Source organism: Rhodococcus sp. AQ5-07 (assembly GCF_009707305.1).
GTDB lineage: Bacteria > Actinomycetota > Actinomycetes > Mycobacteriales > Mycobacteriaceae > Rhodococcus_F > Rhodococcus_F erythropolis.
Map to the genome: position 1 here is coordinate 4,425,818 of NZ_CP046099.1, position 23,590 is coordinate 4,449,407.

Consider the following 23,590-nt stretch of genomic DNA (forward strand, 5'->3'; position numbering starts at 1 on the left):
CCTCCTCCCCCGAACGTAGGTGAGATTCAAAATGGAAATCCCGTACATCCCCGAATACGCACCGTTCAACGGCGACCAACGCGCGTGGCTTTCCGGATTCCTGGCCGGTCTACACTCACGAACTGTCATGCCCGGTCAAACCGGTGCTGCAACAGCGACAGTGGAGAGAACTGCCGGCGCGGCAGTGCACATCCTCTACGGAAGCCAGACCGGCAACGCGGAGTCCGTGGCCGAAGACGCGGCCGCAGCTGCTCGTGCCCACGGTCTCGAACCACTTGTCGCGGGTCTGGACACCGTGGATATCAATGCACTTTCCGCCATGCGCCGGGTGCTCGTCATCACCTCCACCTACGGCGAGGGCGAGATGCCTGACAACGCGCAGCTGTTCTGGGATGCAGTCGAATCCGAGAGTGCGCCCCGGCTGGAGGGTCTCTACTTCGGAGTACTCGCACTCGGTGACACCAGCTACGACGGGTACTGCCAGTCGGGAAAGAACATCGACGCCCGCTTCGAAGCGCTCGGCGGGACCCGGGTTGTCGACCGCACCGATTGCGACGTCGACTACGAGGATGCTGCTGCCGAGTGGATCGTTCGGGCCGTCGCTGCGGTGGCCGGTGTCGACGGTGATGCGGGAGCCGCTGCCGCGCCGGTTACGTCCGCTCCGACGAAGACCAAGTCCCAGTGGACTCGCAAGAACCCTTATCCTGCAACCGTCCTCGCCAACCGACTGTTGTCCGGCGAGGACTCCGCCAAGGAAGTCCGCCACTTCACCTTTGCGCTCGGCGAGGACGGTCTGGACTACGAGGCCGGAGATGGATTGGGCATCCGCCCGATCAACGACCCCGCTCTGGTCGAGGCGATCATCCTTCAGCTCGGTGCGAGCAGTGACTACGTCGTCACCGCGAAAGACGGCTCGTCCGCACCGTTGGACCAGGTGTTGACCAGCGACTACGAGATCTCGATTCCCTCGCGCGATTTGATCGAAGACATCGCCCGACGCAGCGGCGACGCCGAACTGCAGCACATTCTCGACACGGAAGATCGGGAAGCGCTCGATGCGTGGCTGTGGGGCAAGGACGTTCTCGATCTCCTGCAGTTGGACAACAGCATTCGATTGAATCCCGAAGATCTGCTTGCACTTCTGCGCCCGCTGCAACATCGGGTCTATTCGATCTCCTCCAGCCCGCTGGCCCACGACGGCACCGTGCATCTGACGGTAGCGAGTGTGCGCTACCGCTCGGGCGAGCGGGACCGCGGCGGCGTCTGCTCGACGTACCTGGCGGACCGCGTCGGCGAGGGAGATCGGGTCGGAGTTTTTGTCTCCAAGAACAATTCGTTCCGCCTACCTGCCGATGACACTGCTCCCGTCGTGATGATCGGACCCGGCACCGGTATCGCACCCTTCCGCGCTTTCCTGCACGAGCGTCGCGCACGCAACGCGTCGGGGCAGAATTGGCTTTTCTTCGGCGATCAGCATCAGTCGAGTGACTTCATCTACGAGGACGAGTTGAACGGTCTGACCCGTGACGGTGTCCTGACGCGTCTCGATCTGGCATTCTCGCGTGATCAGTCCGAGAAGGTCTACGTCCAGACTCGTATGCGCGAGCAGGGCCGAGGCTTGTTCGACTGGCTCGAAAACGGTGCGCACGTGTACGTCTGCGGCGACGCGACCCGGATGGCAAAGGACGTCGACGACGCGTTGCACGAGGTGGTCGCCGAGCACGGTGGGTTGGATGCGGACGCCGCCGAGGATTACGTCAACAACCTCAAACGATCGAAGCGGTATCTACGGGATGTCTACTGAGATGTGCCCGCACCGTGGCGAATGCCGTTGCGCAGCTTTGGCGCGCATGTCGGACCTGGACGCACTACTTGCGCGTCCAGGATTCCGCGGCGGACTGATCGACACCGCACCTGAGGTAGTCGGCAAAATGCTGCCACTCTTGGACGACGCCGTAGCAATCACCGTTGCAGGTCCGGTGGCTGTCAACGACTCGGGCAAGTACGCCGTTCCAACAGTTCCCGGCGATCCGCTGGTCTGCACGCCCGGACTCGTCTCTCTACGTTTGAACCCTTCTACCCTCGGTTCGGTGGTGAACACTGACGCAGAACAGCACCTGCCCCCGACGCTTCGGATGTTCGATACCCACGGATCGAGTTCACACACTACGTATTTGACCCCGAACTCGGATCGTCTCGCCTTCGAAGCGATGCGAACTGCGCCCAACACTGCGAGGGAATCAAGCACTCCCGTCCAGACATCGAGTACTCCCGCCTTTTGGGCCGAGGCCGATCAGCTGACACAGCTCGACTTCATCCTCGCGGACAGCGGCACCGAACGTCGTAGCGGCTTGGTCGCTCTGGGTGCCCTCGGCTACCGGCGAGTCGATCCTCACCTCATGGCTGCCGGGATGGAGCACCTGTCCTACCACCAACTGCCCGTCACGAGTGTCGTCGCCGGCAACGGCTGCCTGCAGATCCACCGCGGTGATCTCGACGCCGCAGCCATGTTCGGCGGGACATTGACTCTAGCCTCGGACACCTGCCGAACGATGATCGATCTGAACGGCGTCTCGGAGTGTTGGCTGACCCGCACCCACGGAGTGCACGGTTTGACGACGTCTGTCGAGGTGTACGACTTCCGCCGCAAGTGCGTAGCCGTGTTCACTCAGACTGGCCCAACCGAATCCGCGGTCATGAGCGTATGGGAAGACGTCATGAGTTCCATTTCGGCCGCATCCTGAAGACCGAAGTACGACCCATTCGGGTGTAAGAAATCGGCGCATCGCGATAACTGGACGTGACGACCGAAGCCTAGCCTTGGGTTTCGGTCATTTGTCGTGTCTGCACCCGGACGCTGATTCAAGGAGTTATCCATGCCCCGCCCTCTCGTCGAACCGTCGCTGGTCCCGGCTTTGCGCCCGGCGCTGCCTGCATTGGCCGCCGGGGTGCTCGCGGCGGCAGCGTCAGGGGTCGCGACGCTCGGTGCGCTCTGGAGCGTCGTGCAACTCATCGGTGAACCGTCGATGACTTGGGCCGGGTGGGCATGTGGGCTGTGGCTCACCGGGGTAACGCTCGCGGCCACGTCGTCGTGGCTCTCGCATCACGCCGAGCCGCTCTTCGAGGCCAGGCTTCGACGCCAGCTCGCAGCTCATCTCGTTCGACTGCCCGCAAGCACGCTGTCCCGCTACAGCGGAGACGCACTGAGGAGGCTCGTTTCGGACGACATCTCGGCGCTGCACCATATGACTGCGCACCTACCGGCCGAGTTCGCGACACTGATCGTGGTCCCGGCGGTCACGATCGCGGTACTGGTTGCCTCAGCCGGCCCCGTAGCGCTTCTCGCTCTCGCTCCCGGCATCGTGGCAGCACTGTTCTACTTGTTCGTAATCCCCAGAATGGCCGCTCGGCACAGCGCCGAAAGTGCGGATGTCATGGGCGGCATCGTGACCGCCGTGGACGACTATGCCCGCGGTATCCACGTCTGCCGGATCTACGGCGCGCAGACCGGCGCTGCCGCCGACTATGCAGAATCGACAGCACGGTTCACCCGGGGAATGCAGGAGCGCGTTCGACTCGTGGCTACCCCCGCGGCCGTCGCGGTTGCCCTCATGCAGGCGACGGCGACGTTCGCGATCGCCTATGCCGTCGGATATCGCTGGGATGCAACGACATTGGCCGCCACTATTCTCTTCAGCCTCGCAATCGTGACACCGGCCCTGCGGCTCGGGCACGGCCTCGACTACGTCGCGGCTGGACGCGCTGCTGCAGTCCGGCTCGCCGCTGCCCTGGACGAACCCACCCTCCCTGCCGGTGAAGCACTCACCGTTCCGGCGTCGAGTCCCTCCGACCGCCTGGAGATCGTCGACCTGACTGTCATGATCGCGGACCGCAGAGTCGTCGACGGCGTCACGCATGCATTCCGCCCAGCCGCGATCACTGCGATCACGGGACCGAGTGGAGCGGGCAAGTCGACGCTCCTGAAAGCACTGGCCGGCTTCGAGATCCCGGAACTCGGTACCGTCCGCTACGCGGGCCAGAGCGTCCTCACGATCGACGAGAACCTGCGGCCACAGTCCATTCTGCTCACACCCCAAGGCGCAGACGTGTTGCCGGCCACGGTGCGCGAGAACATCGCACTGGCCGCCCCCGATGCAACGGACGCGGAATACACCGCCGCACTACGCCGGGCACAGATCGACATCAGCCTCGACACCGACGCCACTTCACTCTCCGGCGGAGAACGTCAACGAGTCGGGCTCGCTCGGGTATTCCTCTCGCCCGCAGCAGTACTGCTGCTCGACGAGCCGACCAGTGCGCTCGACGATCGGACAGCGGCCGAACTGCTGAAGGAACTGCGCGACTTCGCGCACGCTGAAGGGAAGACGATCGTGATCGTCACCCACGACCCTGCTCTTGCAGACGACGCCGACGATCGACTCGACCTCGACAGTCCCAACTCGCACAACGCCGCCTCGCGTAATGCCGCCCTGACTGGAGCCGAATAATGAACAGCGCCAATGCAGCCCGTCGCCGCTTGATCACCATCGGATTCGGTTGGGTGTCCGTTGCTGTCCTCGAGGCGATCGCGTACACCACCCTCGCCCTCTCGATCGCTGATCACCGGTCGCCGGTTCTCGTGCTGGCCACGGCCGCAATCGCTCTCTTCGTGACCGTCCTGGTCTCGCGGGGTGGTTACTTCACCGGGGCTCGACTCGTCGGCGATCTCTACGATGCGCTCGGCGACGCCTTCGCCCGCACCAAGCTGTCGTGGTTCACCGACGACAACCGGGCGCTGCTCGCCACCGTCGCCGGGCGCGGAATCCCGTCACTGATGAGCGTTCCCGCGCACCAACTTCAGACCTTCCTCGTTACGCCGCTGATTCCGCTGCTCCTGCTTCCTGGGATCGCGGTCGTCGCGGGGCTAGGCGTCATGCTGCTCGTCGGCGGACTGCTCGCCGTGTCGCTCGCGGCTCAGACACTCGCCCAACGCGCTCTCAGCCAAGCGGACGCGCGCCGGCACGAGGCCGAACTCGCAGCAACGCAGTCGACTCTCGAGCTCACCGATCATCTCGAATTACTGCGCACGGCAGCCGGTCCCACACGTTCCGTCGAACGTATCGAGCGAAGTTGGCGGGATCAGGAAACCGCGCTTGCACGGACCAATCTCGCCGCTGCACCAGCGACATTCATCTCGGCGATCGCCACCATTGTGCCGCTGGCAGGCGCAGTGATCTTCCTCGCCGCCACCGGATTCGACGATCCCGCAGCCGCTCTCGCGCTCGTCATCCTCACCGCCCGCGCCGCTGCCCCGCTCGACGAACTCGCTCTGGCCGGAATCGGAGTCAATGAACTGCGTGCAACGGTTCGCGATTATCGGGCCGCGACTTCGGCTCCCGCACTACCCGAGCCCGCGTCCCAGGACGCCGCGCGCCCTGTTGGAACTGACATCAAGGTCGTAGGAGTGGACCACGCTCCGGTTCTGCGCGGCATCAACGCGGAGATCCCCGCCGGGGAGCGTGTTCTCGTCGCAGGGCGCTCGGGTACGGGGAAGAGCACCCTTCTCGGGCTGCTCATGCGCTTCGACGACCCGGACCAAGGCAGCGTCACTCTCGGCGGAGTTTCATTGCGCGACTTGCCATACGACGACCTGGCTGCTCACATCGGCTACGTGCCACAAGATCCACTCGTGTTCTCGGGCACGCTCGGCGAGAACATCGGACTGGGAAGACCGGGCGCTACCGAAACCCAGATCGAGGAAGCCGCCAGGCGCGCTGCCCTCGGCGCCGTTCTCGACCGCTCGACGCTCGGCATTCATCAGGACATCGGTCACCAAGGATCCGCTCTCTCCGGTGGCGAACGTCAGCGGGTGGCGATCGCTCGTGCCTTCCTCAAAGACGCTCCCGTCCTGGTGCTCGACGAGGCTACTTCGGCTCTCGACGAGGGCACCGAGCGCCGCATCGCCGGCGCCGTGCGGGAAGTGGCGGCTACCGTCTTCGTCGTCACCCACCGCGACCCCGCCATCTGGGAGCCCACCCGCACGATCACGCTCTGACATAGCGTTCCCCACAGCCAGGCCTGCGTCGACGCGGCCTGGCGGATCCAGCGAAAGCCTCTGCCCTGCAAATCGACCGGTCCTTCGAATCAGCTTCCCGTGAGCACCAGCGCGGGGAGCATTGACGAGCCGATGGCGGCCGACCCAATACCTAAGGGGATGAGCGCCGACATCATGTTTCGGTAATCAACGGCTTCGATGGGTGGAAGCCCGGGGATGGGATTGGGAACTGGAGCGTGGCGTTCCCAAGCCCCGCATCGGTCGGAGGTGAAGCTGGTGTCGCCCCACATGATTTCTATCGTTTCTGGTCCACCGCCGAAGTTGTTTTGAATGATGTCTCGGCCGTAGCCCGTCCGTTCCCAGTAGCAGGACCGTCCGCCGGAAGTACTCCACAGGCCGGGCAGCATCTGGCCTTCGCCGCTGCCGACACGGTAGGTGCCATCAGCACCAGCGGGGATATAAGTGCCCGCGTTCGCGACACCGCCACCCACAAAGATCAAACCGGCAGATGCTGTGGCACACAACAGTGACCCGACTAACTTGTTCTTCACTGACTCTCCCAATACTCGCAAACTTGACCAGCGAACCTTAGGCGACCGACCGGTCGGATCGCGCACACCTGCCCGAATTGTGAAGTATTTCACCCCTCAGTGAACGAAGCCCTCGACGATCACGCCCAGCGCCGACCCCGTGTTATCACTGCGACACGAACAACCCGTCGCCACACAATCATGTGGCGACGGGTGGGTGCTTTCCGTTCTCCAGTTGTACGCCTACAGCTTCGCGCTGACGAGCGGCACGATATGTTCAGCCGCCCACGTCGTTCCGATCGGGCCACCGCTCGTGATTGCCCACAGAACATCCCCGCCGTCGGCGGTGCGAGGAGGCAGGCCAACCCAATGACCGGAGGACACAGCGCCGAGTGCTTGGAAGAGCTTCCCGCCGGTCAGCTTGTCGAAATCCTCTTCGCTGCCTGCGGCACTGCGACCGATCAGCAGGAAATCCGCATCGATGTTCTCGAGTAGTTCCTCTCCGACCGTGCTCTGGGTGACGAACTCCTTCGCACGCGGATTCTCGGCGAAACCAAGCTCACCCAGGAATGTTGCCGGCGCCGAACCTGGCGCTGAAAGATACTGCAGCCCATTGCCGGTGCCGTAGAAGATCGCCCAAGTCGCAGTCAGACCCGCGAGTTGCGGGTTCTCCTCACGCACTTTGGCGAAGTACTGATCATGCTCTGCCACAACCTTTTCAGCCGCATTCGAGAGATCGAGGGTCTCGCCCAGAACACGGATCGACTCCTTCCACGGCACGAGCATCCGCGACTTCGTGTCGGGGCTCGTCACAACCGGTGCGATGGAGGACAAACGCTCGTAGTAGTCGCCCATGGACAAACCACCCAGGCCGTCAGCCCAGCCGACGGCGACGATGAGGTCCGGTTCGCTCGCGGCGATGGCTTCGACGGGAAGTGTTCCGCCCATCGCGAACTCGAAGGTGTCGAGATCCTCTGCGTCGTAAGGCAACAAGTACGACTGGGAAGCCGATTCCTTCACCATCGACGAGGAGAGCACGGGTTTGACGCCGAGCGCGAGGAGGATTTCCGTGTCGACGGCATTGGGCACGATGGCGGCGATCCGCTCCGGTCGCTTCTCGAGAATACTTGTACCGTATGGCGATTCCAGGGTCAGCGGGTAGGTAGTCGTTCCTTCCGCAGCGGGCAGGGCGTTCCCCTCCGAACCGGGAGAGGATGCCGTTTTCGAGTCTTCGGCCGAGGCCGAGCACCCGGCTACGAGGAGCGCTGCGGCGAGCGCGGCCCCGATCAGTCCGGTGATCCGTGATCGTCTGGTGCGCAGGACTGTCATTTCTGCCTTTCGGTGTTATCGAGCACTTTCGGTGTTGCTGAGGTGAAGGGTGTTGGGTGAGCGATGGAGCCAGGTCAGGAATCTGCCCGAACGGCCCCGCCGCGTTTCCAGTAGCCGGTGAAATCGATGTGGGTCTTCGCAATTCCTCGATCACGAATCAAATGACGCCGAAGCGAGCGAACCGTCGCCTGTTCGCCTGCAAGCCAAGCGAATACGCGTCCGTCAGGCCATTCGGCAGCACTGACCGCGTCGAGCAACAAAGTAGTAGCGCCGGGCTCGACCCCCTCGCGCGGCAACCACGTGACACTCACCCCGGACAACTCGCGCACCGATTGGATGTGAGCCGAGTCCGCAATTTCGACGAACACATGCCCCCTGGCATCGGCGGGCAATTCCTCGAGCAGACGTGCGATCGCCGGCAACGCGGTCTCGTCACCGACGGCCAGCAGATACTCGTAATCTTCCGGGAGTCCCTGCGATACAGAGGGGCCCGCGATGTGCATTCGGTCGCCCGGGCTGGCGTCCCGCGCCCAGGTGGTAGCCACTCCGTCGCCGTGAACAACGAAATCGACGTCGAGTTCCCTTGTTTGCGGATCGTAGCGGCGCACGGTGTATGCGCGGGCAAGCGGACGGCGCCCCGCAGCGAAAGTCACACTGCCGTCGACCATTACCGGCAGGACCGGGTCGGTTTCGCCGGGGTAGGTGAACAGCAACCGGATGTCGTCGTCGAAGCCCGTACTCGCGAAGGCGGGTTCGGCAATTCCGTCGGCGTTGGTGAAGGTGTCGAGTTGGGCTCCGGTGAGCGTCACTCTCCGCATGCCCGGCGTCACCTCTGTCACCCGATGTACCTCGAGTTCACGCAAGGTAACGGGGTACGCCGTTGTCGGACGGGTGTTTCGGGGCACGGAAAGTCTCCTCGGAAGCGCACAGACGGGGGTCCGGCCCACGTTCGATCACGACGGGAGGGCCAATAAATAAAGCTAGCCTGCCCTAATCAGTTAGGGTTATCCGTGCGTGCCGACTTCTTACACTCATCGGTCGGCTGGAAGAGAATGCATCGACGTCGGGAGGGCATCGTGGGACCACGGTTGGTGTTCCCCGCAGGCGAAGTCCCCGAGATCCCCGCTGCTCGGCTCGCCTCGACCGCGAATGAACGCGAGCCACTGCTGTTCTGGGTACATACCGGGCGCGCAGAATTGCAGATCAGCGGCCGTACCCGCAGTGTGACTGCGGGGGCGGCAATCTGGGTACCGGCGGGAATCGCGTACAGCATCCGGGTCGATCCGGGCGCGGTCGCATTTCCCATCCCACTGCCCGCGGCCGACCTGCCGCCCGCGTTGAACCGGGTCATCGACTTCGAGATCCCAGCAGACTGGCAGGACTGGCTCGTCCACCAATTCGCGCACAACTTGGGATTTCTTCGGGGTGAGACGGCAGCGGGAGCCGGACTGATCGAGCTTGTCGCGGGTGTTCACTCCGACGGGGACGACAACTCCCCGTCATACTCGCCACCGCGCTTGCCACGCTCGGCCGAAACCCTCGAGATCGCACGCACGCTGCTGCGGACGCCATCCGACGACACCGAACTTTCCCGGTTCGCCCAGCAACTCAAGATCGGTGTCCGCACCCTGCAGCGCCGATTCACCGAGGAAACGGGATTGTCATTCGTGCGCTGGCGTACTTCGGCCCGGATCGCGGCAGCGACCTCATATCTGGCCGCCGGCCGCGAAATCGGCTGGACGGGTAGCCAGGTCGGATTCGCGACACCCGCGGGCTTCACCCGCGCCTTCCGAGAACACACCGGCATGACACCCACCGATTACGCACGCGCCAACCGGCGCCCGACGCCGCCCCGTGAAGACGAGACCCTGGCACAGGGCGTTGCATTGTTGTCCGAAGAAGGCGCCCGGTCAGGATCGGCACCAGCACCCCCGACGATCCCCGCAAGTGGAACGTGGGCACGGGTCAACGACTTTCACGTCGTTGTCTGGATCTACCGAGGCTCCGCCCGGGTCACTTTCGGCGACCGAACCTGGAATCTGAGACGGGGTGACGCGATGTGGCTTCCCGCTGGAGTGCGCAACAGCGTCGAGATCGCCGAAGGCTCTTTGTTACTCCCCCTCGGATCCCAGCCGGGTGCCTCTCCCGTCACCGCACCGCCCCCACGTGTGCTGCACTTCACGCGCGAAGCGCAGGCGTATCTGCTGCACACGGTGGTCGCCAATTACACCCACCTGCGCCCCGAGATCCACGACCCCGCCCGGATCGCGAGGCTGATTCGAAGTGCCGCGGCAGCACCCCTACCCAGCGGCGATCAGGCCGATCCAGTCGAAACGATCCTTGCCGCACTCCGGAAGAACCCCGCCGATTCGCGCACGCTGCCGGATTGGAGCGCTCGGCTCGGCGTCGACGAGGACATGCTCCTCAAAGACTTCGTAGCGGCCACCGGCCAGAGCTTCCCGCGCTGGCGCGGTCAGTTGCGGATGACCCTCGCCCGCGCTTATCTCGAGGAGGGCCTCGCGGCCGGAGAGACTGCCCGTCGACGCGGTACGTGATCGCGGCCGGATTCACCAAGGTCTTCATCGCGGCTCACGGCATGTCGCCCCGGGACTACCAGCGCCGCGGATGGCGGGGCGCTCCCGAAGGACTCATCGACCCGTGAACCTCCGTCGGATTCACATCTACCGCTCGTCGCCGCCCTTGGATTCCGGCGACAGAGCCGGGAACCAAATGTCCGTCAGAACCTCGGCCGCCTGCATCCGAGTCACGTCGATCGTCCCCTGCACGGCCCAGCGTGTGAAGAATCGCTCCAGCTGGCTCACGAGCAATTCGACGCGCAACCTCGCCTCGTCATGCTGTTCCACCGGCCACCGACCCAGATACTTGGGCATGGCATTCGGTAGTTCGGTCATACCGTCTCGCGCTGTCTCGCGGAACTCCGGTTCGAGTGCCACGGCCTCGTCCCACGCCGGCAGCAGGCGCTTGTTCTCGTCGAACCAGTCGAAGGCACGCTCCAGCCACGCAGTGAACTCCACGCGAGAGTTCGTGTCGAGGACCCGATCGAGATCGATGTAGAAAGCGAACGCACTCGCCGCCATCCCGGCCGCGCCGATCGTCTTGAGCATCTCCACCTTGCTGGCGAAATGCACGTAGAACGTGGCTCTACTGCATCCGACGACCGAGGAGATGTCGTCGACCGTGACAGCCGCGTATCCCCGTTCCTCGAACAGAGTGCGTGCGGCGTCCACGAGTTTGGCCCGCGTCGCGCGTTTCTGCTCGTCGCGAAGGGTTCCCCGCCTGTTCTTCGGGCCATCGGTAGTCGTGCTCACGTCGCCCACCTTGCTCGCATTTCGACTTCCTGGCAAATCACCGACTCACCGTCATCAAAAAACATTGCGTCATTCATTGACACATCGTCAGCGAATGGCGCACTATGACTCAAGTCACTTCTCGGGCTTCGATTCTTCTTCGCGCACGCCCGAGACAGAACAGAAAGCGATGGCGAATGAGCCCCTCCCCCTTGCCGAGCGTCTGCATCATCGGCGCCGGGCCTACCGGAATCACGACGGCCAAGCGAATGAAGGAATTCGGAATACCCTTCGACTGCTACGAAGCGTCCGACGAGGTCGGCGGAAACTGGTACTACAAGAACCCCAACGGAATGTCGGCCTGCTACCAGAGCCTGCATATCGACACGTCGAAGTGGCGCTTGGCATTCGAGGACTTCCCGGTCTCTGCCGACCTTCCCGATTTCCCCCACCATTCCGAACTCTTCCAGTACTTCAAGGACTACGTCGAGCATTTCGGCCTGCGTGAGTCGATCATCTTCAACACCAGTGTTGTTGCTGCAGAGCGTGATGCAAACGGACTGTGGACCGTCACGCGCTCGGACGGCGAAGTCCGTACCTACGACGTCCTGATGGTCTGCAATGGTCACCACTGGGATCCCAATATCCCGGATTACCCGGGTGAGTTCGACGGCGTCCTCATGCACAGCCACAGCTACAACGACCCGTTCGATCCGATCGACATGCGCGGCAAGAAAGTTGTCGTGGTCGGAATGGGGAACTCAGGCTTGGACATTGCTTCCGAACTGGGGCAGAGATACCTCGCCGACAAGCTCATCGTCTCGGCGCGCCGCGGCGTGTGGGTGTTGCCGAAATACCTGGGCGGCGTGCCGGGAGACAAACTGATCACCCCGCCCTGGATGCCTCGGGGGCTGCGCCTGTTCCTGAGTCGTCGATTCCTCGGCAAGAACCTGGGAACCATGGAGGGCTACGGACTACCCAAGCCAGACCACCGCCCCTTCGAGGCACATCCGTCAGCCAGTGGCGAGTTCTTGGGACGCGCCGGGTCCGGCGACATCACCTTCAAGCCGGCGATCACCAAACTCGACGGAAAGCAGGTTCATTTCGCCGACGGCACCGCGGAGGACGTCGACGTGGTCGTCTGCGCCACCGGCTACAACATCAGCTTCCCCTTCTTCGACGACCCGAACCTGCTGCCGGACAAAGACAACCGTTTCCCACTCTTCAAACGCATGATGAAGCCCGGAATCGACAACCTCTTCTTCATGGGACTGGCTCAGCCCATGCCGACGCTCGTCAACTTCGCCGAGCAGCAGAGCAAGCTCGTTGCCGCCTACCTGACCGGGAAATACCAACTGCCGTCCGCGAACGAGATGCAGGAGATCACCAAGGCCGACGAGGCGTACTTCCTCGCCCCCTATTACAAGTCACCGCGCCACACCATTCAGCTCGAGTTCGACCCGTACGTCCGCAACATGAACAAGGAAATTGCCAAAGGCACCAAGCGTGCCGCGGCCTCGGGGAACAAGCTACCTGTTGCGGCGCGTGCAGCCGCACACGAACTCGAGAAGGCGGATCGCGCATGAGCACGGTGAACGGTCACTGCAACAACGAGTTCGAAGCCGTCCGCACCGCCTTCGAGGCGCAACTCGAATCCGGTGAGGAGTTGGGTGGCTCCATCGCCATCACCGTCGACGGAGAAGCAGTAGTAGACATCTGGGGCGGATACGCCGACGAATCCCGTACCACTCCTTGGGGTCCGGACACCATCGTCAACACCTTCTCCATCACCAAGACCATGACGGCTCTGTGTGCACTCCTGCTGGTCGAACGCGGCCAATTGGACGTGTACCAGAAGGTTGCTCACTACTGGCCCGAATTTGCGGTAAACGGCAAGGAGGACATCGAAGTTCGCCACCTCCTGTCGCATACGTCTGGCGTCTCCGGTTGGGAGCGCCCGATCGAGCTGAAGGACATCTACGACCTCGAGACGTCCACCGCTCGCCTCGCTACCCAGAAGCCTTGGTGGACCCCGGGTACGGCGTCGGGCTATCACGCGATCAACTACGGCCATCTCGTCGGTGAAGTCATTCGTCGCATCGACGGTCGGACCCTCGGCAGGTTCTTTGCCGAAGAGCTAGCCGGTCCACTGGGAGCCGACTTCCACATCGGCACGTCCGCAGAGCATTTCGGTCGAATAGCCACCATGGTTCCGCCGCCCGCGTTGGAGTTCGACCTGTCCACGCTCGACCAGGACAGCATCTTCATCAAGACCCTGACCTGCCCACTGCTCGACTACCCCGAGGTCAACACCGCGCCCTGGCGGGAGGCCGAGATCGGCGCAGTCAACGGCCACGGAAACGCACGTTCTATCGCTCGGATCCAATCCGTGATCTCGAACGGTGGTGTGCTCGACGGCCAGAAGCTGCTCTCGCAGAGCACCATCGACCTGATCTTCGAGATCCAAGCCGACGGTATCGACCTCGGGATCATGACTCCGCTCAAGTTCGGCATCGGATACGGACTGCCGCACCCGGATACCGCACCCCTGGTTCCCGACGGACGCGCCTGCTGGTGGGCCGGTATCGGCGGCTCGATGCTGGTCAACGATCTGGACCGCCGGATGACTTTCGCCTACGTCATGAACAAGATGGCACCCGGTCTGATCGGGTCCGACCGCAGCAACGCCTATCTGAGCGCTGCGTACAACTCCGAGATCAGCGAGGTCAGTTCATGAAGGCAGCTCAGCTCATGGGGCCTGGTCTCCTCGAGATCAACGACGTGCCGATCCCCGAGATCAGTCCATCGGAACTGCTGATTCGGGTGGGCGCAGCGGGAATCTGCCACTCCGATCTGCATCTCCTGCACTTTCCGTACAAGATGCGCGAAGAACCGCTGACCATCGGCCACGAAATTGCCGGAACGATCGAAGCCGTCGGGAGTGGCGTCGACGGCCGTTCCGTCGGAGAGCGTGGCGTCGTCTACCTGTGCTGGTCCTGTGGACAGTGCCGAGAATGCATGAGCGGCAACGAGAACATGTTCCTCGCCGCTGGACGCACCGCGATGCCGCCCTGCCCCGGGCTCGGTCCCGAAGGCGGAATGGCCGAGTACGTCAAGATCCCGGCTCGCTCATTCGTACCCATCGGAGACCTCGACTTCCTGCAGGCTGCACCGCTCGCCGATGCAGCACTGACGAGCTACCACGCCATTCGCGGCGCACGCGAACATCTCCAGCCCGGTGCCACCGCCGTCGTGATCGGCGTCGGCGGACTCGGTCACGTTGCAGTACAGATACTTCGCGCAATCAGTGCCGTGCGCATCATCGCCGTCGATGTCGGACAGGAACAACTCGATCTCGCCAAACGTTGCGGCGCCGACATCACGCTCGAATCGGGACCGGACACCGCGCAGCACATCCTCGACCTCACGTCGGCCAGAGGCGCAGAAGTCATCTTCGACTTCGTCGGTATCGACGCAACTGCACAGATGTCCGTTCAAGCGGTTGCGCCGAATGGCGCGTATCGCATGGTGGGTCTCGGAGGCGGAAACCCGGGAATCACAGCCGAAGCTGCCGGCGGACCGGGCTGGCCGTGGGGCGCATCGATCCGGAAGTCCTATGGCGGCACCAGAAACGACCTCGTCGATTCCATCGCCCTGGCACAGGCCGGTCTGGTAACGGTAGAAGTAGCCCGCTTCGACCTCGCTGATGCCCGCGACGCACTCGACCGTCTCGAACACGGCAAGGTCACCGGACGCGCAGTGCTCGTACCCTAATCTTCGAAAGGCACTTCACGTGACTACTTCCGCTGATACACAAGCATTCATCGCGTCCGTCATGGCTGGGCTGACCGGCCCTGGTGGTCCTTTCGAGATGCAAGTCGAGGATGTACTCGGCAGCTCGATGCCCGTCATGAAGAACCGTGACAAGGCACTCGGCGACGTGCTCGCTGCATCCTTCGATTACGGATCACGCGACTACCTGGTGACCAAGGACCGACGCTTCAGCTACCTCGAGCACGGCGAGGCCGTAGCAGCATTGGCCACTGCGCTGCGCGAGCGTTACGGCGTTCGCAAGGGCGATCGGGTGGGCATCCTCGCCGCCAATACGCCGGAATGGGTGATGACCTTCTGGGCGGCTCAGTCGCTTGGCGCCATCGCCGTCGGGTTCAACTCGTGGTGGGTGGCCCGTGAAGTGCAATACGGCATCGATCACACCACTCCCACCGTGGTGATCGCCGACGCCAAACGCGCACAAGTTCTTTCCGAAGTGAACACCGATGTTCCCGTGCTCACGATGGAAGAAAATCTACCGGCCTTGATGGAGAAGTATTCGGGTTCGGCACTGCCCCGCACGTCCGTCGACGAGGACGATCCGGCCGTCATTCTTTACACGAGCGGAACCAGCGGCCGCCCCAAGGGAGCTGTTCACACTCATCGAAACGTGTTGGCCGTCATCGACTACCACCGCTACAGCGATCGCCTCGCTGCGGCGTTCACCGGCCGACCCAGTGACGGCCGACCCAGTGACTTGCGGTATCTGCTGACCGCGCCGCTGTTTCACATTGCAAGCCTGCATAACCTGGCGATCCCACGACTCGCGACGGGCGGAGCCGTGGTCATCCATCAGGGCGCCTTCGACGTCGACGAAGTCCTTTCCCTTGTCGAACGCGAGAAGGTCACCAACTGGGCGGTGGTCCCCACCATGGCAACCCGTCTCCTCGAACATGGCAGTCTCGAGAAGTACGACCTGACCTCACTGAGCGCCTTTGCACTCGCGTCTGCGCCGTCATCTCCGGCTTTGCAAGACCGCCTGCGCGCACGACTGCCTTTTGCGCAGCACACCTTGGTCGACAGTTACGGGCTCACCGAATCCTCCACCGGCATTTCGGTTGCCACGCCACCAGAACTCGCCGCGTTCCCCGGAACTCTCGGACGGCCCATCATCGGTGTGAGTGTGGAGGTCCGTGATCCATTCGGTGATGCGGTTCCCGACGGTGAGGAGGGCGAAATCTGCGCTCGCAGTCCGTATGTGATGTCGGGATACTGGAACGACGAGACTGCAACTGCTGCCGCCATCGGTCCCGACCGATGGCTCCGAACCGGCGACTTCGGAGTTCTCGAAGACGGCCGACTCCGCCTGACGGGCCGCCGGTCCGATCTGATCCTGCGCGGCGGCGAGAACGTCTACCCTCTCGAAATCGAGCAGACTATCGACGAGCATCCCGCGGTACTCGAATGCGCTGTGATCGGCATTGATTCGGCAGACCTCGGCCAAGAAGTGGCGGCCGTTGTCGTTCTTCGCAGCGAGGGAGCGGCGACCGAAGAAGAACTACGCGACTATGTCGCCGAACGACTGGCCTACTTCAAGGTGCCGGTGAAGTGGAAACTGAGCACAACTCCTCTGCCTCGCAATGCAACCGGGAAGACGATACGCGCAAAGGTGGCTATCTCATGACCTACGACGCCGTGATCAACAACGGTCTGTGGTTCGACGGCACCGGGGCGAAACCAGCTGTCCGCAATCTGGGTATCAGAGGCGGGCTGGTCACTGCCATCTCCCTCGATCCACTCGACGAAACCGACTGTCCCCGTGTCATCGACGCGCGGCGCAAGTGGGTGATCCCGGGCATCGTGGACATCCACACTCACTACGACGTCGAGATCCTCGAAGGCCCGGCGCTGAGCGAATCTCTCAGACACGGGGTCACGTCGATCTTTGTCGGATCGTGTTCCCTGTCCACCATTCACGCCAGCCCGTCGGACGCCGGCGACCTTTTCGGCCGGGTCGAAGCTATCCCACGCAAGCACGTCGTCGAAGCACTCACGCGGGCCAAGACCTGGAACTCCGCGAGAGAGTATGTTGCTGCACTCGAGGCGCTTCCGCTAGGTCCCAACATTGCAGCCTTCATCGGACACTCCGACATGCGAGCCGCCGAGATGGGACTAGATCGTGCTACCAGGAAGGACGTGCACCCCACCGACACCGAACTCGCGTCGATGGAAGCACAGTTGACCGAAGCTCTCGACGCAGGATTCGTCGGGATGTCCAGTCAGCAATTGTTGTTCGACAAACTCGACGGCGAGACCTGCCGCTCACGCACGCTGCCGTCGACGTATGCAACCACGAAAGAACGACGCCGACTCAATGCGATCCTGCGCCGCCGAGGACGGGTATTTCAGGCCGGACCTGACCTCTCCAACCCGATGAGTACCGGAGCGATGGCGTTCTCCAGTGCGGGTATCTGGCGTAAGCGACTCAAGACGAGCATGCTTTCGGCGGCCGACATCAAGTCCAACAAGTTGGCCGTGGTGATCCTCGGCCCACTGGCACACTTGGTCAATCGACTCGGCGGCGACCTGCGCTGGCAGCACCTGCCAGTTCCCTTCGAGGTATATGCCGACGGCATCGACCTGGTTGTCTTCGAGGAGTTCGGATCCGGCGCTGCAGCACTGCATCTGACCGACGAGATGGAACGCAACGTCCTGATGCAGAGTGAGAAGTACCGTCGACAGTTCCGCAAGGACTACGATCAAAAATTCGGCGTCAAAGTCTGGCACCGCGACTTCTTCGACGCCGAAATCGTTTCCTGCCCCGACGAATCCCTTGTCGGCAAGAGCTTCGGGCAGGTCGGCGTCGAACGAGGCGGCCTCCACCCTGTCGATGCATTCCTGGATCTGGTCCTCGAACACGGCACGAAAGTGCGTTGGCGCACAACCATCTCGAACCACCGGCCGGAGATTTTGGACAAGTTCGCCCAGGACAGCGGCGTCCAACTCGGGTTCTCCGATGCCGGAGCGCATTTGCGCAACATGGCGTTCTACAACTTCGGCTTACGACTGCTACGACGTGTCTACGATGCCCAAAAGGTCGGCCGTCCCTTCATGACCGTCGAGGCAGCGGTGCATCGCCTCACCGGCGAACTGGCCGAGTGGTACGACGTCGATGCCGGGCACCTTCGATTAGGTGACCGCGCCGACCTGGTTGTGATCGATCCCGCCCATCTCGACGATTCACTCGAGGCGTACGCCGAAAGTCCGGTCGCGGAGTACGACAACCTCTCCCGCATGGTCAATCGCAACGATCAGACCGTCACCGCAGTGTTCGTCGGCGGCGAGTACGTCTTCGGCGACGGAGAAGCAGCACCCGTTCTCGGCAACCGCCGAACCGGAAAGTTCTTGAAAGCAGGTGCCCATTAACACGTCCAGATTTGCCGGCAAAACCGCGGTTGTCACCGGCGCAGCATCAGGTATCGGTGCAGCCATCGCACTACGACTTATCGGCGAAGGCGCACAGGTAGCCGGAATAGACATCGATGCAGAGGGTTTGATGGAGTTAGCCTCCCAGCACGGCGCGTCTTTCCTCGCTGTTCCCGCCGACGTCACCAAGGAATCCGATGTTGCCGAGGCTATTGCCGCTGCGGCTGCGGAATTCGGCGGTATCGATCTGGCTTTCAACGTTGCCGGGGCGTCGAGGGTGGGGCAGATCGTCGACCTCGACGAGGCCGACTGGGACTTCACCATCGACCTGGTGCAGAAGGGCGTCTTCCTCTGCACCAAACATGAAGCGCGGCATATCCGAGAGCACGGTCGCGGTGGTGCGATAGTCAACGTGTCCTCATTGAACGCGCACGTGCCGAGCCCCTACGGGAGCGCGTACGCGACAGGCAAAGCCGGGGTCGAGATGTTCAGCAAGAATGCCGCGATCGAACTCGCTGCGTCGGGGATCCGGGTCAATGCCGTTCTACCCGGCCTGGTCGACACGCCACTGGTCGCGCCGGTCATGAACTACGAACCCGCCCGCGACATGTTTCTCAGCCGAATTCCCATGTCCCGAGCGGCAACTCCCGACGAGATCGCGGGCCCCTGCCTCTATCTCGCCAGCGACGACGCCTCGTACATCACCGGAACCAGTCTGGTCGTCGACGGCGGCTGGGAGGTCTCGAACTACCCGGATCTGACGACGCTGGGCAACTAGGTTCAGTTGCCGGGCAACACACATTGAGCATCGAGGCCGAGGACGTGGTTGAGCCGGCCGAAGGCCAACCACGATCCGAGGCACATGCTCAATTCGACGATTTCTCGCTGTGAGTAGTGAGCTGTCATGCGTTCCCAGAACTCGTCGTCGAGCCCGTGGTGGTCGAGGGCGTATCTCTCGGCGTATTCGGCAGCGAGGCGTGTCCTGTCGTCGAAGGCATCTGTGGTGCGCCAGTCGGTGACAGACTGATCGAATGTCGACTCCACAGTCTCGCCGTCACGCTCGGTGCGCCAGTCCTGACAGAAGATGCACCCGTTGATCTGAGCGATCCGAAGCCTGGCCGCCTCGAACTCGCGGAGTCCGAGAGTGCCGTCCGTGTAAACCTTTTGGGAGAACCCGGCGGCCGCGGGCCCGATGCCGGGGACCATCTCTCCCCACACGTAGCCGATCGGGTTCTTACCTTCGGGTATGTCGATATTCATGTGAGTACCTCCGAGTTTCGGGCACCGAGCTTGCCGACGCCGGGTGTGAGCGGAACGTCCAGCGCGTCGTAGAGGCCGGGTTCGGCCTGACGTAGCCACGGAATTGCGTTGACGAGACGTCCTACGGCCGTGGCATTTCCACCGGCCGCGCGGTTTCCACCTTCATCGGTGGCTTCGACGTTGATCTCGATTCGTGGTCGCCCTTCGACGATCACCTTGTGCGCGCCGTCGCCTCCGTCGGGCGGGAGCGGCCAGTCGCGGGCACAGGACGGATGAATACGCGTGACGTGTTCGATCACGATCAAGGGTTCCCCGCCGACGATTCCCTGAACCTCGAATCGCAGTGCGCCTTGGGTGCCGGCCGCGAACTCCCCCATATGTTCGGTCGACACGGTTTCCTCGAGCGGGCGGCGCAGCAAGGTCTCGCGGATCTCGTCGAGTTCCACCCCGAGCGCTCGGGCGATGAGTCGAATCTGCCCGCCCCAGACCATGGTGGGAACACTGGGCGCGACCATCGGAGGTTCGTAGTCCATCGGCTGACCCATCCCGATCAGGTAGCGGACAGAATCCGGCTGTTCGTAGGTCGTGTAGTCGAAGATTTCCTGACACCGGATCTGGTCGATTGTCCCCGCGAGCCCGCTGACGAGAATCGGCAGGATGTCGTTGCCCCAACCTGGGTCGATACCGGAGACGAACAGAGCGCCGCCGCCCGCCTTGGCAGCAGCTTCAACGGGATCACGAAGTTCGGGAGGCGCAGATTTCGGGTCGTACAGCGCATATACCGAAGGCGTGACCACTACAGCTCCAGCGGCCAGCGCCCGCGTGATGTCGGCAACCGCGTCATCGGGCCGAATGTCGCCGGACGCCGCGTAGACCACCGCGCCGGGAGACGCTGCGAGCACGGCATCGGCGTCGTCGGTAGCCGCGACGCCCAGGTGCACTCCCAGATCGGCGAGGTCACCGGCGTCTCGCCCGACCTTTGCGGGGTTGGCAACGATGACGCCGACAAGTTCGAGGGCCGGATTGGCTGTCACAGCGCGAATCGATGCACGCCCGACGTTGCCGGTACCCCACACGACAGTCGGAATCTTGGACTCGGCTTCATTCGAAACTGCACCCATCAATCGGACATTACCCAGCTCAGCGCGTCAGGTCAGCAGAACTGCAAGAATTCGTTTCACTTCATCCGGTCAAAAATGCCATTGCCTGCGCAGTCAGTGCGCCGTCACCCCGCCTCCGGTACGTCTCAGCGGGTCGGCCGTTACCTGGTCTGCTCATCTCGCCGGTACTTTCGAGCGCGTCGAATACCTGCCGACGGAAGCTGTCCTTCTGGAACGGACGATCGAAGATCACCTCGTACAGTCCCCGAAGTTCGGCGACGGTGAACGTCCCGCCCGACAATCCGTCCGGATCCACGTACGACGCATACCTCGCGCGTAGGTCCGTGACCGCGAGTCGCACCATGTCGGCGTGATCGAACGCGAGTCCGCTCACTGCCTCGTCGTCGTACACATCGACGAGAAGCGCCGAATCGGGCAGCGCCGATTCCGGTAGGCAAGCCGTGTGTGCGACCGACAAAACCCATCCACGGTCGTCGCGGTCCGGTCGGTCGAAGATCGCCAACTGGCGAAAGCTCGTCTGGGCCAACTCGGCCTTGACCGACAGGGCACGATCGGCTGCGGCCGTGAGCAATTCGCGTTCGTGCAGAAAAGTTCCCGGTAGCGCCAGCGCACCGAGAGGGTGCCGAACCACCAGAACTTTCAGAGATCCACCGCTGTACGTCAGCACCGCGACGTCCACTGCCACGGACGGACGCGGATAGTCCGTCAATCCCTTGCCACTCGTGTCTGTCCATTTATTCACCCTTGCATGTTATCTCAAACATGATCTATGGTTAGCGCAAAGTTGATCAAACGATCGTCGCGAACCGAAGAGGTGGCTATGAAACTCACCGCACAGCAGTCCGATCGAGCGGCCGGCGTTCTGCTCGGCACCGCAGCAGGAGACGCACTCGGCGCTGGCTACGAATTCACCTACCCGAAGGCCGAGGTCACGATCGACATGATCGGTGGCGGCCCGTTCGACTGGGCGCCGGGAGAATGGACCGACGACACCTCGATGGCAGTTGCGATCGCCGAGGTGGCCGCCACCGGAATCGACATCGGAAGCTCTGACGGTCTCGATGCCATTGCAGCACAGTTCATCCGGTGGTACGACTCGAAGCCCGCGGACATCGGCAACCAGACGCGAGCAGTGTTGTCCGTCCGCTCCGAAAGCGCAGCGGCGATGGCGGATCGTGCGCGGGCGATCAGCGGCCGCAAGGCCGGCAACGGCTCGCTCATGCGCACCGCTCCCGTCGCCCTCTCCTACTTGGACGATGCAGAAGGTGCCATGGCGGCCGCGCACCGGATCAGTTCACTCACGCACGACGACCCGCGTGCCGGACAGGCGTGCGAGTTGTGGACCCATGCCATCCGCCATGCCGTTGTCGCCGGCAACTTCGACGGCGTTCGAGGCTTCCTCTCCGTTGCCGATCAGGAGGTAGCCGAATACTGGGGCCCGCTGCTCGATCAGGCCGAAACCGGGAACCCGCAGGACTTCTCCAAGAACGGTTGGGTGGTGCATGCACTTCAGACTGCTTGGTGGGCCATCACTTCCACGGACAATGCCGATGCTCGCCACCTCCAGTACGCATTGGAAGCAGCCGTACGAGCCGGCGGGGACACCGACACGACTGCGGCTATCGCGGGTGGCCTTCTCGGCGCCCGTTGGGGAGCGTCGGCTGTTCCCGCCCGCTGGCGCCGAATCATGCACGGCTGGCCGGGATACCGTTCCTCCGATCTGGTTCGCCTGTCGATCAAGACTGCTCGCGGCGGTACCGACGACAAGAACGGATGGCCGTCGACCGCAGAACTCGATTACTCGAAATTCCGCGGAACCCACCACCTGACCACACATCCGCATGACGACGGCGTCACGCTCGGCGGCGTCGATGCGGTGTCCACTGCGGACTACGACGCCGTGGTCAGCCTGTGTCGCATGGGAACACGGCAGGTCAGCTCCGATCACGTCGAGTTCTGGTTGGTCGATGACGGTCACGATTCCAACGCCAACCTCGAGTTCGTTCTCGACGACGCAGCGCGCACCGTCCAGGCGTTGCGGGCCGAGGGAAAGCGCGTACTCCTTCATTGCGTTCAGGCGCACAGTCGCACACCGTCGGTTGCGGCGCGATACTCGATGTTGATCGGACGTGACCCCTACGACGTACGCTCGGCTATGCCGTGGGCTCGCCCGAAGCGTGAACTCTGGAACACGGCAGTCGGAAACACGGCCGTCGGAAACACAGCCGTCGGGTACCCAGGAGGATCCATGCCCGCTATTACCGTCGTCGAAGGTGACATCACGACGCTGACCGTCGACGCCATCGTCAACGCGGCCAACTCCAGGCTCCTCGGCGGTGGCGGTGTCGACGGCGCGATCCACCGAGCCGGAGGACCGGAGATCCTGAAGGCCTGCGAGGTATTGCGCAACACCAGCCTTCCCGACGGCCTCCCGGTGGGTGCGGCCGTGGCCACCACCGCGGGAAAGCTCCACGCCAAGGCCGTGATTCACACCGTCGGCCCGAGGTATTCGCGCTCCGAGGACCGATCCGGATTGCTTCGGTCGGCGTACACCCGCAGTCTCGCCGTTGCCGACTCGATCGGCGCACGAACCGTCGCCTTTCCGTTGATCTCGGCAGGGGTCTACGGCTGGCCGAAGGAAGATGCGGTCCGACAGGCCGTTTCAGCGATTCGCGCGGCGAAGACCGAGGTCGAGACGGTCACACTGGTCGCATTCAACAAGGAGACGGCAGAACTGATGCGCCGCGCGATCGCCTGACCGTTTACCGGGCCCACTTCACGCCACGTCAA

At 63.0% G+C, this 23,590-nt stretch carries 19 protein-coding genes; 12 read left to right on the forward strand and 7 right to left on the reverse strand.

Annotation, left to right across the window (positions count from 1 at the left end; all coding sequences use genetic code 11):
* Nucleotides 1-31 precede the first annotated feature (31 nt).
* The 4 genes from GJB56_RS20665 (at nucleotide 32) to GJB56_RS20680 (ending at nucleotide 6,055) form a co-directional block, all read left to right on the forward strand.
* Nucleotides 32-1,804 (forward strand): sulfite reductase subunit alpha, encoded by a 1,773-nt coding sequence (locus GJB56_RS20665; RefSeq protein WP_113682757.1) that lies wholly within the window; start codon nucleotides 32-34, stop codon nucleotides 1,802-1,804.
* A 46-nt stretch (nucleotides 1,805-1,850) separates the two neighbouring features.
* Nucleotides 1,851-2,744, forward strand: a complete 894-nt coding sequence (locus GJB56_RS20670) for a hypothetical protein (RefSeq protein ID WP_113682894.1) — start codon at nucleotides 1,851-1,853, stop codon at nucleotides 2,742-2,744.
* Between the two features lie 132 nt (nucleotides 2,745-2,876).
* Entirely contained in the window at nucleotides 2,877-4,508 is a 1,632-nt protein-coding gene (locus tag GJB56_RS20675) for an ATP-binding cassette domain-containing protein (RefSeq protein WP_113682758.1), read from the forward strand.
* Complete coding sequence (locus GJB56_RS20680) at nucleotides 4,508-6,055, forward strand: ABC transporter ATP-binding protein (RefSeq protein WP_113682759.1); 1,548 nt, start codon at nucleotides 4,508-4,510, stop codon at nucleotides 6,053-6,055. The genes GJB56_RS20675 and GJB56_RS20680 overlap by 1 nt, the downstream gene beginning before the upstream one ends.
* Nucleotides 6,056-6,144: 89 nt before the next feature.
* On the opposite strand, the gene GJB56_RS20685 is transcribed toward GJB56_RS20680, so the two are convergent.
* From GJB56_RS20685 to GJB56_RS20695, 3 genes are all read right to left on the reverse strand, one after another.
* A complete protein-coding gene (locus tag GJB56_RS20685) occupies nucleotides 6,145-6,606 on the reverse strand; it encodes a hypothetical protein (RefSeq protein ID WP_020971217.1) in 462 nt (153 codons plus the stop codon).
* Nucleotides 6,607-6,828: 222 nt separating this feature from the next.
* The gene (locus GJB56_RS20690; protein WP_113682760.1) at nucleotides 6,829-7,914 is read right to left on the reverse strand and encodes an ABC transporter substrate-binding protein; all 1,086 of its coding nucleotides are present in this window, start codon (nucleotides 7,912-7,914) and stop codon (nucleotides 6,829-6,831) included.
* Between the two features lie 74 nt (nucleotides 7,915-7,988).
* Nucleotides 7,989-8,819, reverse strand: a complete 831-nt coding sequence (locus tag GJB56_RS20695; protein ID WP_020971219.1) for a siderophore-interacting protein — start codon at nucleotides 8,817-8,819, stop codon at nucleotides 7,989-7,991.
* 171 nt (nucleotides 8,820-8,990) lie between these two features.
* Between GJB56_RS20695 and GJB56_RS20700 the strand changes: the two genes are divergently transcribed.
* A complete protein-coding gene (locus GJB56_RS20700) occupies nucleotides 8,991-10,469 on the forward strand; it encodes a helix-turn-helix domain-containing protein (RefSeq protein ID WP_230091028.1) in 1,479 nt (492 codons plus the stop codon).
* 126 nt (nucleotides 10,470-10,595) lie between these two features.
* Here the strand turns inward: GJB56_RS20700 and GJB56_RS20705 are convergent, their stop codons facing one another.
* Entirely contained in the window at nucleotides 10,596-11,252 is a 657-nt protein-coding gene (locus GJB56_RS20705) for a TetR/AcrR family transcriptional regulator (protein WP_021333340.1), read from the reverse strand.
* A 167-nt stretch (nucleotides 11,253-11,419) separates the two neighbouring features.
* Between GJB56_RS20705 and GJB56_RS20710 the strand changes: the two genes are divergently transcribed.
* Genes GJB56_RS20710 through GJB56_RS20735 form a run of 6 tightly spaced genes read left to right on the forward strand, consistent with a single transcriptional unit; the run spans nucleotide 11,420 to nucleotide 19,197 of the window.
* Nucleotides 11,420-12,808 (forward strand): flavin-containing monooxygenase, encoded by a 1,389-nt coding sequence (locus GJB56_RS20710; protein WP_020971222.1) that lies wholly within the window; start codon nucleotides 11,420-11,422, stop codon nucleotides 12,806-12,808.
* On the forward strand, nucleotides 12,805-13,959 hold the full coding sequence (locus GJB56_RS20715; protein ID WP_042953259.1) for an EstA family serine hydrolase: 1,155 nt from the start codon (nucleotides 12,805-12,807) through the stop codon (nucleotides 13,957-13,959). Before GJB56_RS20710 ends, GJB56_RS20715 begins: the two co-directional genes overlap by 4 nt.
* Nucleotides 13,956-14,996: an NAD(P)-dependent alcohol dehydrogenase gene (locus tag GJB56_RS20720; protein ID WP_113682761.1), complete on the forward strand. Its 1,041-nt coding sequence runs from the start codon at nucleotides 13,956-13,958 to the stop codon at nucleotides 14,994-14,996. The genes GJB56_RS20715 and GJB56_RS20720 overlap by 4 nt, the downstream gene beginning before the upstream one ends.
* A gap of 19 nt (nucleotides 14,997-15,015) precedes the next feature.
* Entirely contained in the window at nucleotides 15,016-16,677 is a 1,662-nt protein-coding gene (locus GJB56_RS20725; RefSeq protein WP_113682762.1) for a class I adenylate-forming enzyme family protein, read from the forward strand.
* Nucleotides 16,674-18,419, forward strand: coding sequence for an N-acyl-D-amino-acid deacylase family protein (locus GJB56_RS20730; RefSeq protein ID WP_113682763.1), 1,746 nt, complete (start codon nucleotides 16,674-16,676; stop codon nucleotides 18,417-18,419). The genes GJB56_RS20725 and GJB56_RS20730 overlap by 4 nt, the downstream gene beginning before the upstream one ends.
* Nucleotides 18,409-19,197: an SDR family NAD(P)-dependent oxidoreductase gene (locus tag GJB56_RS20735; RefSeq protein ID WP_113682764.1), complete on the forward strand. Its 789-nt coding sequence runs from the start codon at nucleotides 18,409-18,411 to the stop codon at nucleotides 19,195-19,197. The genes GJB56_RS20730 and GJB56_RS20735 overlap by 11 nt, the downstream gene beginning before the upstream one ends.
* Nucleotides 19,198-19,199: 2 nt before the next feature.
* Here the strand turns inward: GJB56_RS20735 and GJB56_RS20740 are convergent, their stop codons facing one another.
* The 3 genes from GJB56_RS20740 to GJB56_RS20750 all read right to left on the reverse strand — a co-directional run bounded on the left by GJB56_RS20740 (nucleotide 19,200) and on the right by GJB56_RS20750 (nucleotide 21,542).
* Nucleotides 19,200-19,679 carry a carboxymuconolactone decarboxylase family protein gene (locus GJB56_RS20740; RefSeq protein ID WP_113682765.1) on the reverse strand — a complete coding sequence of 160 codons (480 nt, stop codon included), beginning with the start codon at nucleotides 19,677-19,679 and terminating at the stop codon, nucleotides 19,200-19,202.
* A complete protein-coding gene (locus tag GJB56_RS20745) occupies nucleotides 19,676-20,800 on the reverse strand; it encodes an NAD(P)H-dependent amine dehydrogenase family protein (RefSeq protein WP_113682766.1) in 1,125 nt (374 codons plus the stop codon). Before GJB56_RS20745 ends, GJB56_RS20740 begins: the two co-directional genes overlap by 4 nt.
* Before the next feature lie 61 nt (nucleotides 20,801-20,861).
* On the reverse strand, nucleotides 20,862-21,542 hold the full coding sequence (locus GJB56_RS20750) for an NUDIX hydrolase (protein ID WP_113682767.1): 681 nt from the start codon (nucleotides 21,540-21,542) through the stop codon (nucleotides 20,862-20,864).
* 78 nt (nucleotides 21,543-21,620) lie between these two features.
* On the opposite strand from GJB56_RS20750, the gene GJB56_RS20755 reads away from it, so the two are divergent.
* Nucleotides 21,621-23,558, forward strand: a complete 1,938-nt coding sequence (locus tag GJB56_RS20755; protein WP_113682768.1) for an O-acetyl-ADP-ribose deacetylase — start codon at nucleotides 21,621-21,623, stop codon at nucleotides 23,556-23,558.
* The last annotated feature ends 32 nt before the right edge of the window (nucleotides 23,559-23,590 follow it).

Bases quoted from the DNA above. Each gene is read 5' to 3' on its own strand.
- GJB56_RS20740 (WP_113682765.1), bottom strand. From the start codon at position 19,679: ATGAATATCGACATACCCGAAGGTAAGAACCCGATCGGCTACGTGTGG.
- GJB56_RS20670 (WP_113682894.1), top strand. From the start codon at position 1,851: ATGTCGGACCTGGACGCACTACTTGCGCGTCCAGGATTCCGCGGCGGA.
- GJB56_RS20755 (WP_113682768.1), top strand. From the start codon at position 21,621: ATGAAACTCACCGCACAGCAGTCCGATCGAGCGGCCGGCGTTCTGCTC.
- GJB56_RS20745 (WP_113682766.1), bottom strand. From the start codon at position 20,800: ATGGGTGCAGTTTCGAATGAAGCCGAGTCCAAGATTCCGACTGTCGTG.
- GJB56_RS20715 (WP_042953259.1), top strand. From the start codon at position 12,805: ATGAGCACGGTGAACGGTCACTGCAACAACGAGTTCGAAGCCGTCCGC.
- GJB56_RS20730 (WP_113682763.1), top strand. From the start codon at position 16,674: ATGACCTACGACGCCGTGATCAACAACGGTCTGTGGTTCGACGGCACC.
- GJB56_RS20665 (WP_113682757.1), top strand. From the start codon at position 32: ATGGAAATCCCGTACATCCCCGAATACGCACCGTTCAACGGCGACCAA.
- GJB56_RS20690 (WP_113682760.1), bottom strand. From the start codon at position 7,914: ATGACAGTCCTGCGCACCAGACGATCACGGATCACCGGACTGATCGGG.
- GJB56_RS20675 (WP_113682758.1), top strand. From the start codon at position 2,877: ATGCCCCGCCCTCTCGTCGAACCGTCGCTGGTCCCGGCTTTGCGCCCG.
- GJB56_RS20720 (WP_113682761.1), top strand. From the start codon at position 13,956: ATGAAGGCAGCTCAGCTCATGGGGCCTGGTCTCCTCGAGATCAACGAC.
- GJB56_RS20680 (WP_113682759.1), top strand. From the start codon at position 4,508: ATGAACAGCGCCAATGCAGCCCGTCGCCGCTTGATCACCATCGGATTC.
- GJB56_RS20710 (WP_020971222.1), top strand. From the start codon at position 11,420: ATGAGCCCCTCCCCCTTGCCGAGCGTCTGCATCATCGGCGCCGGGCCT.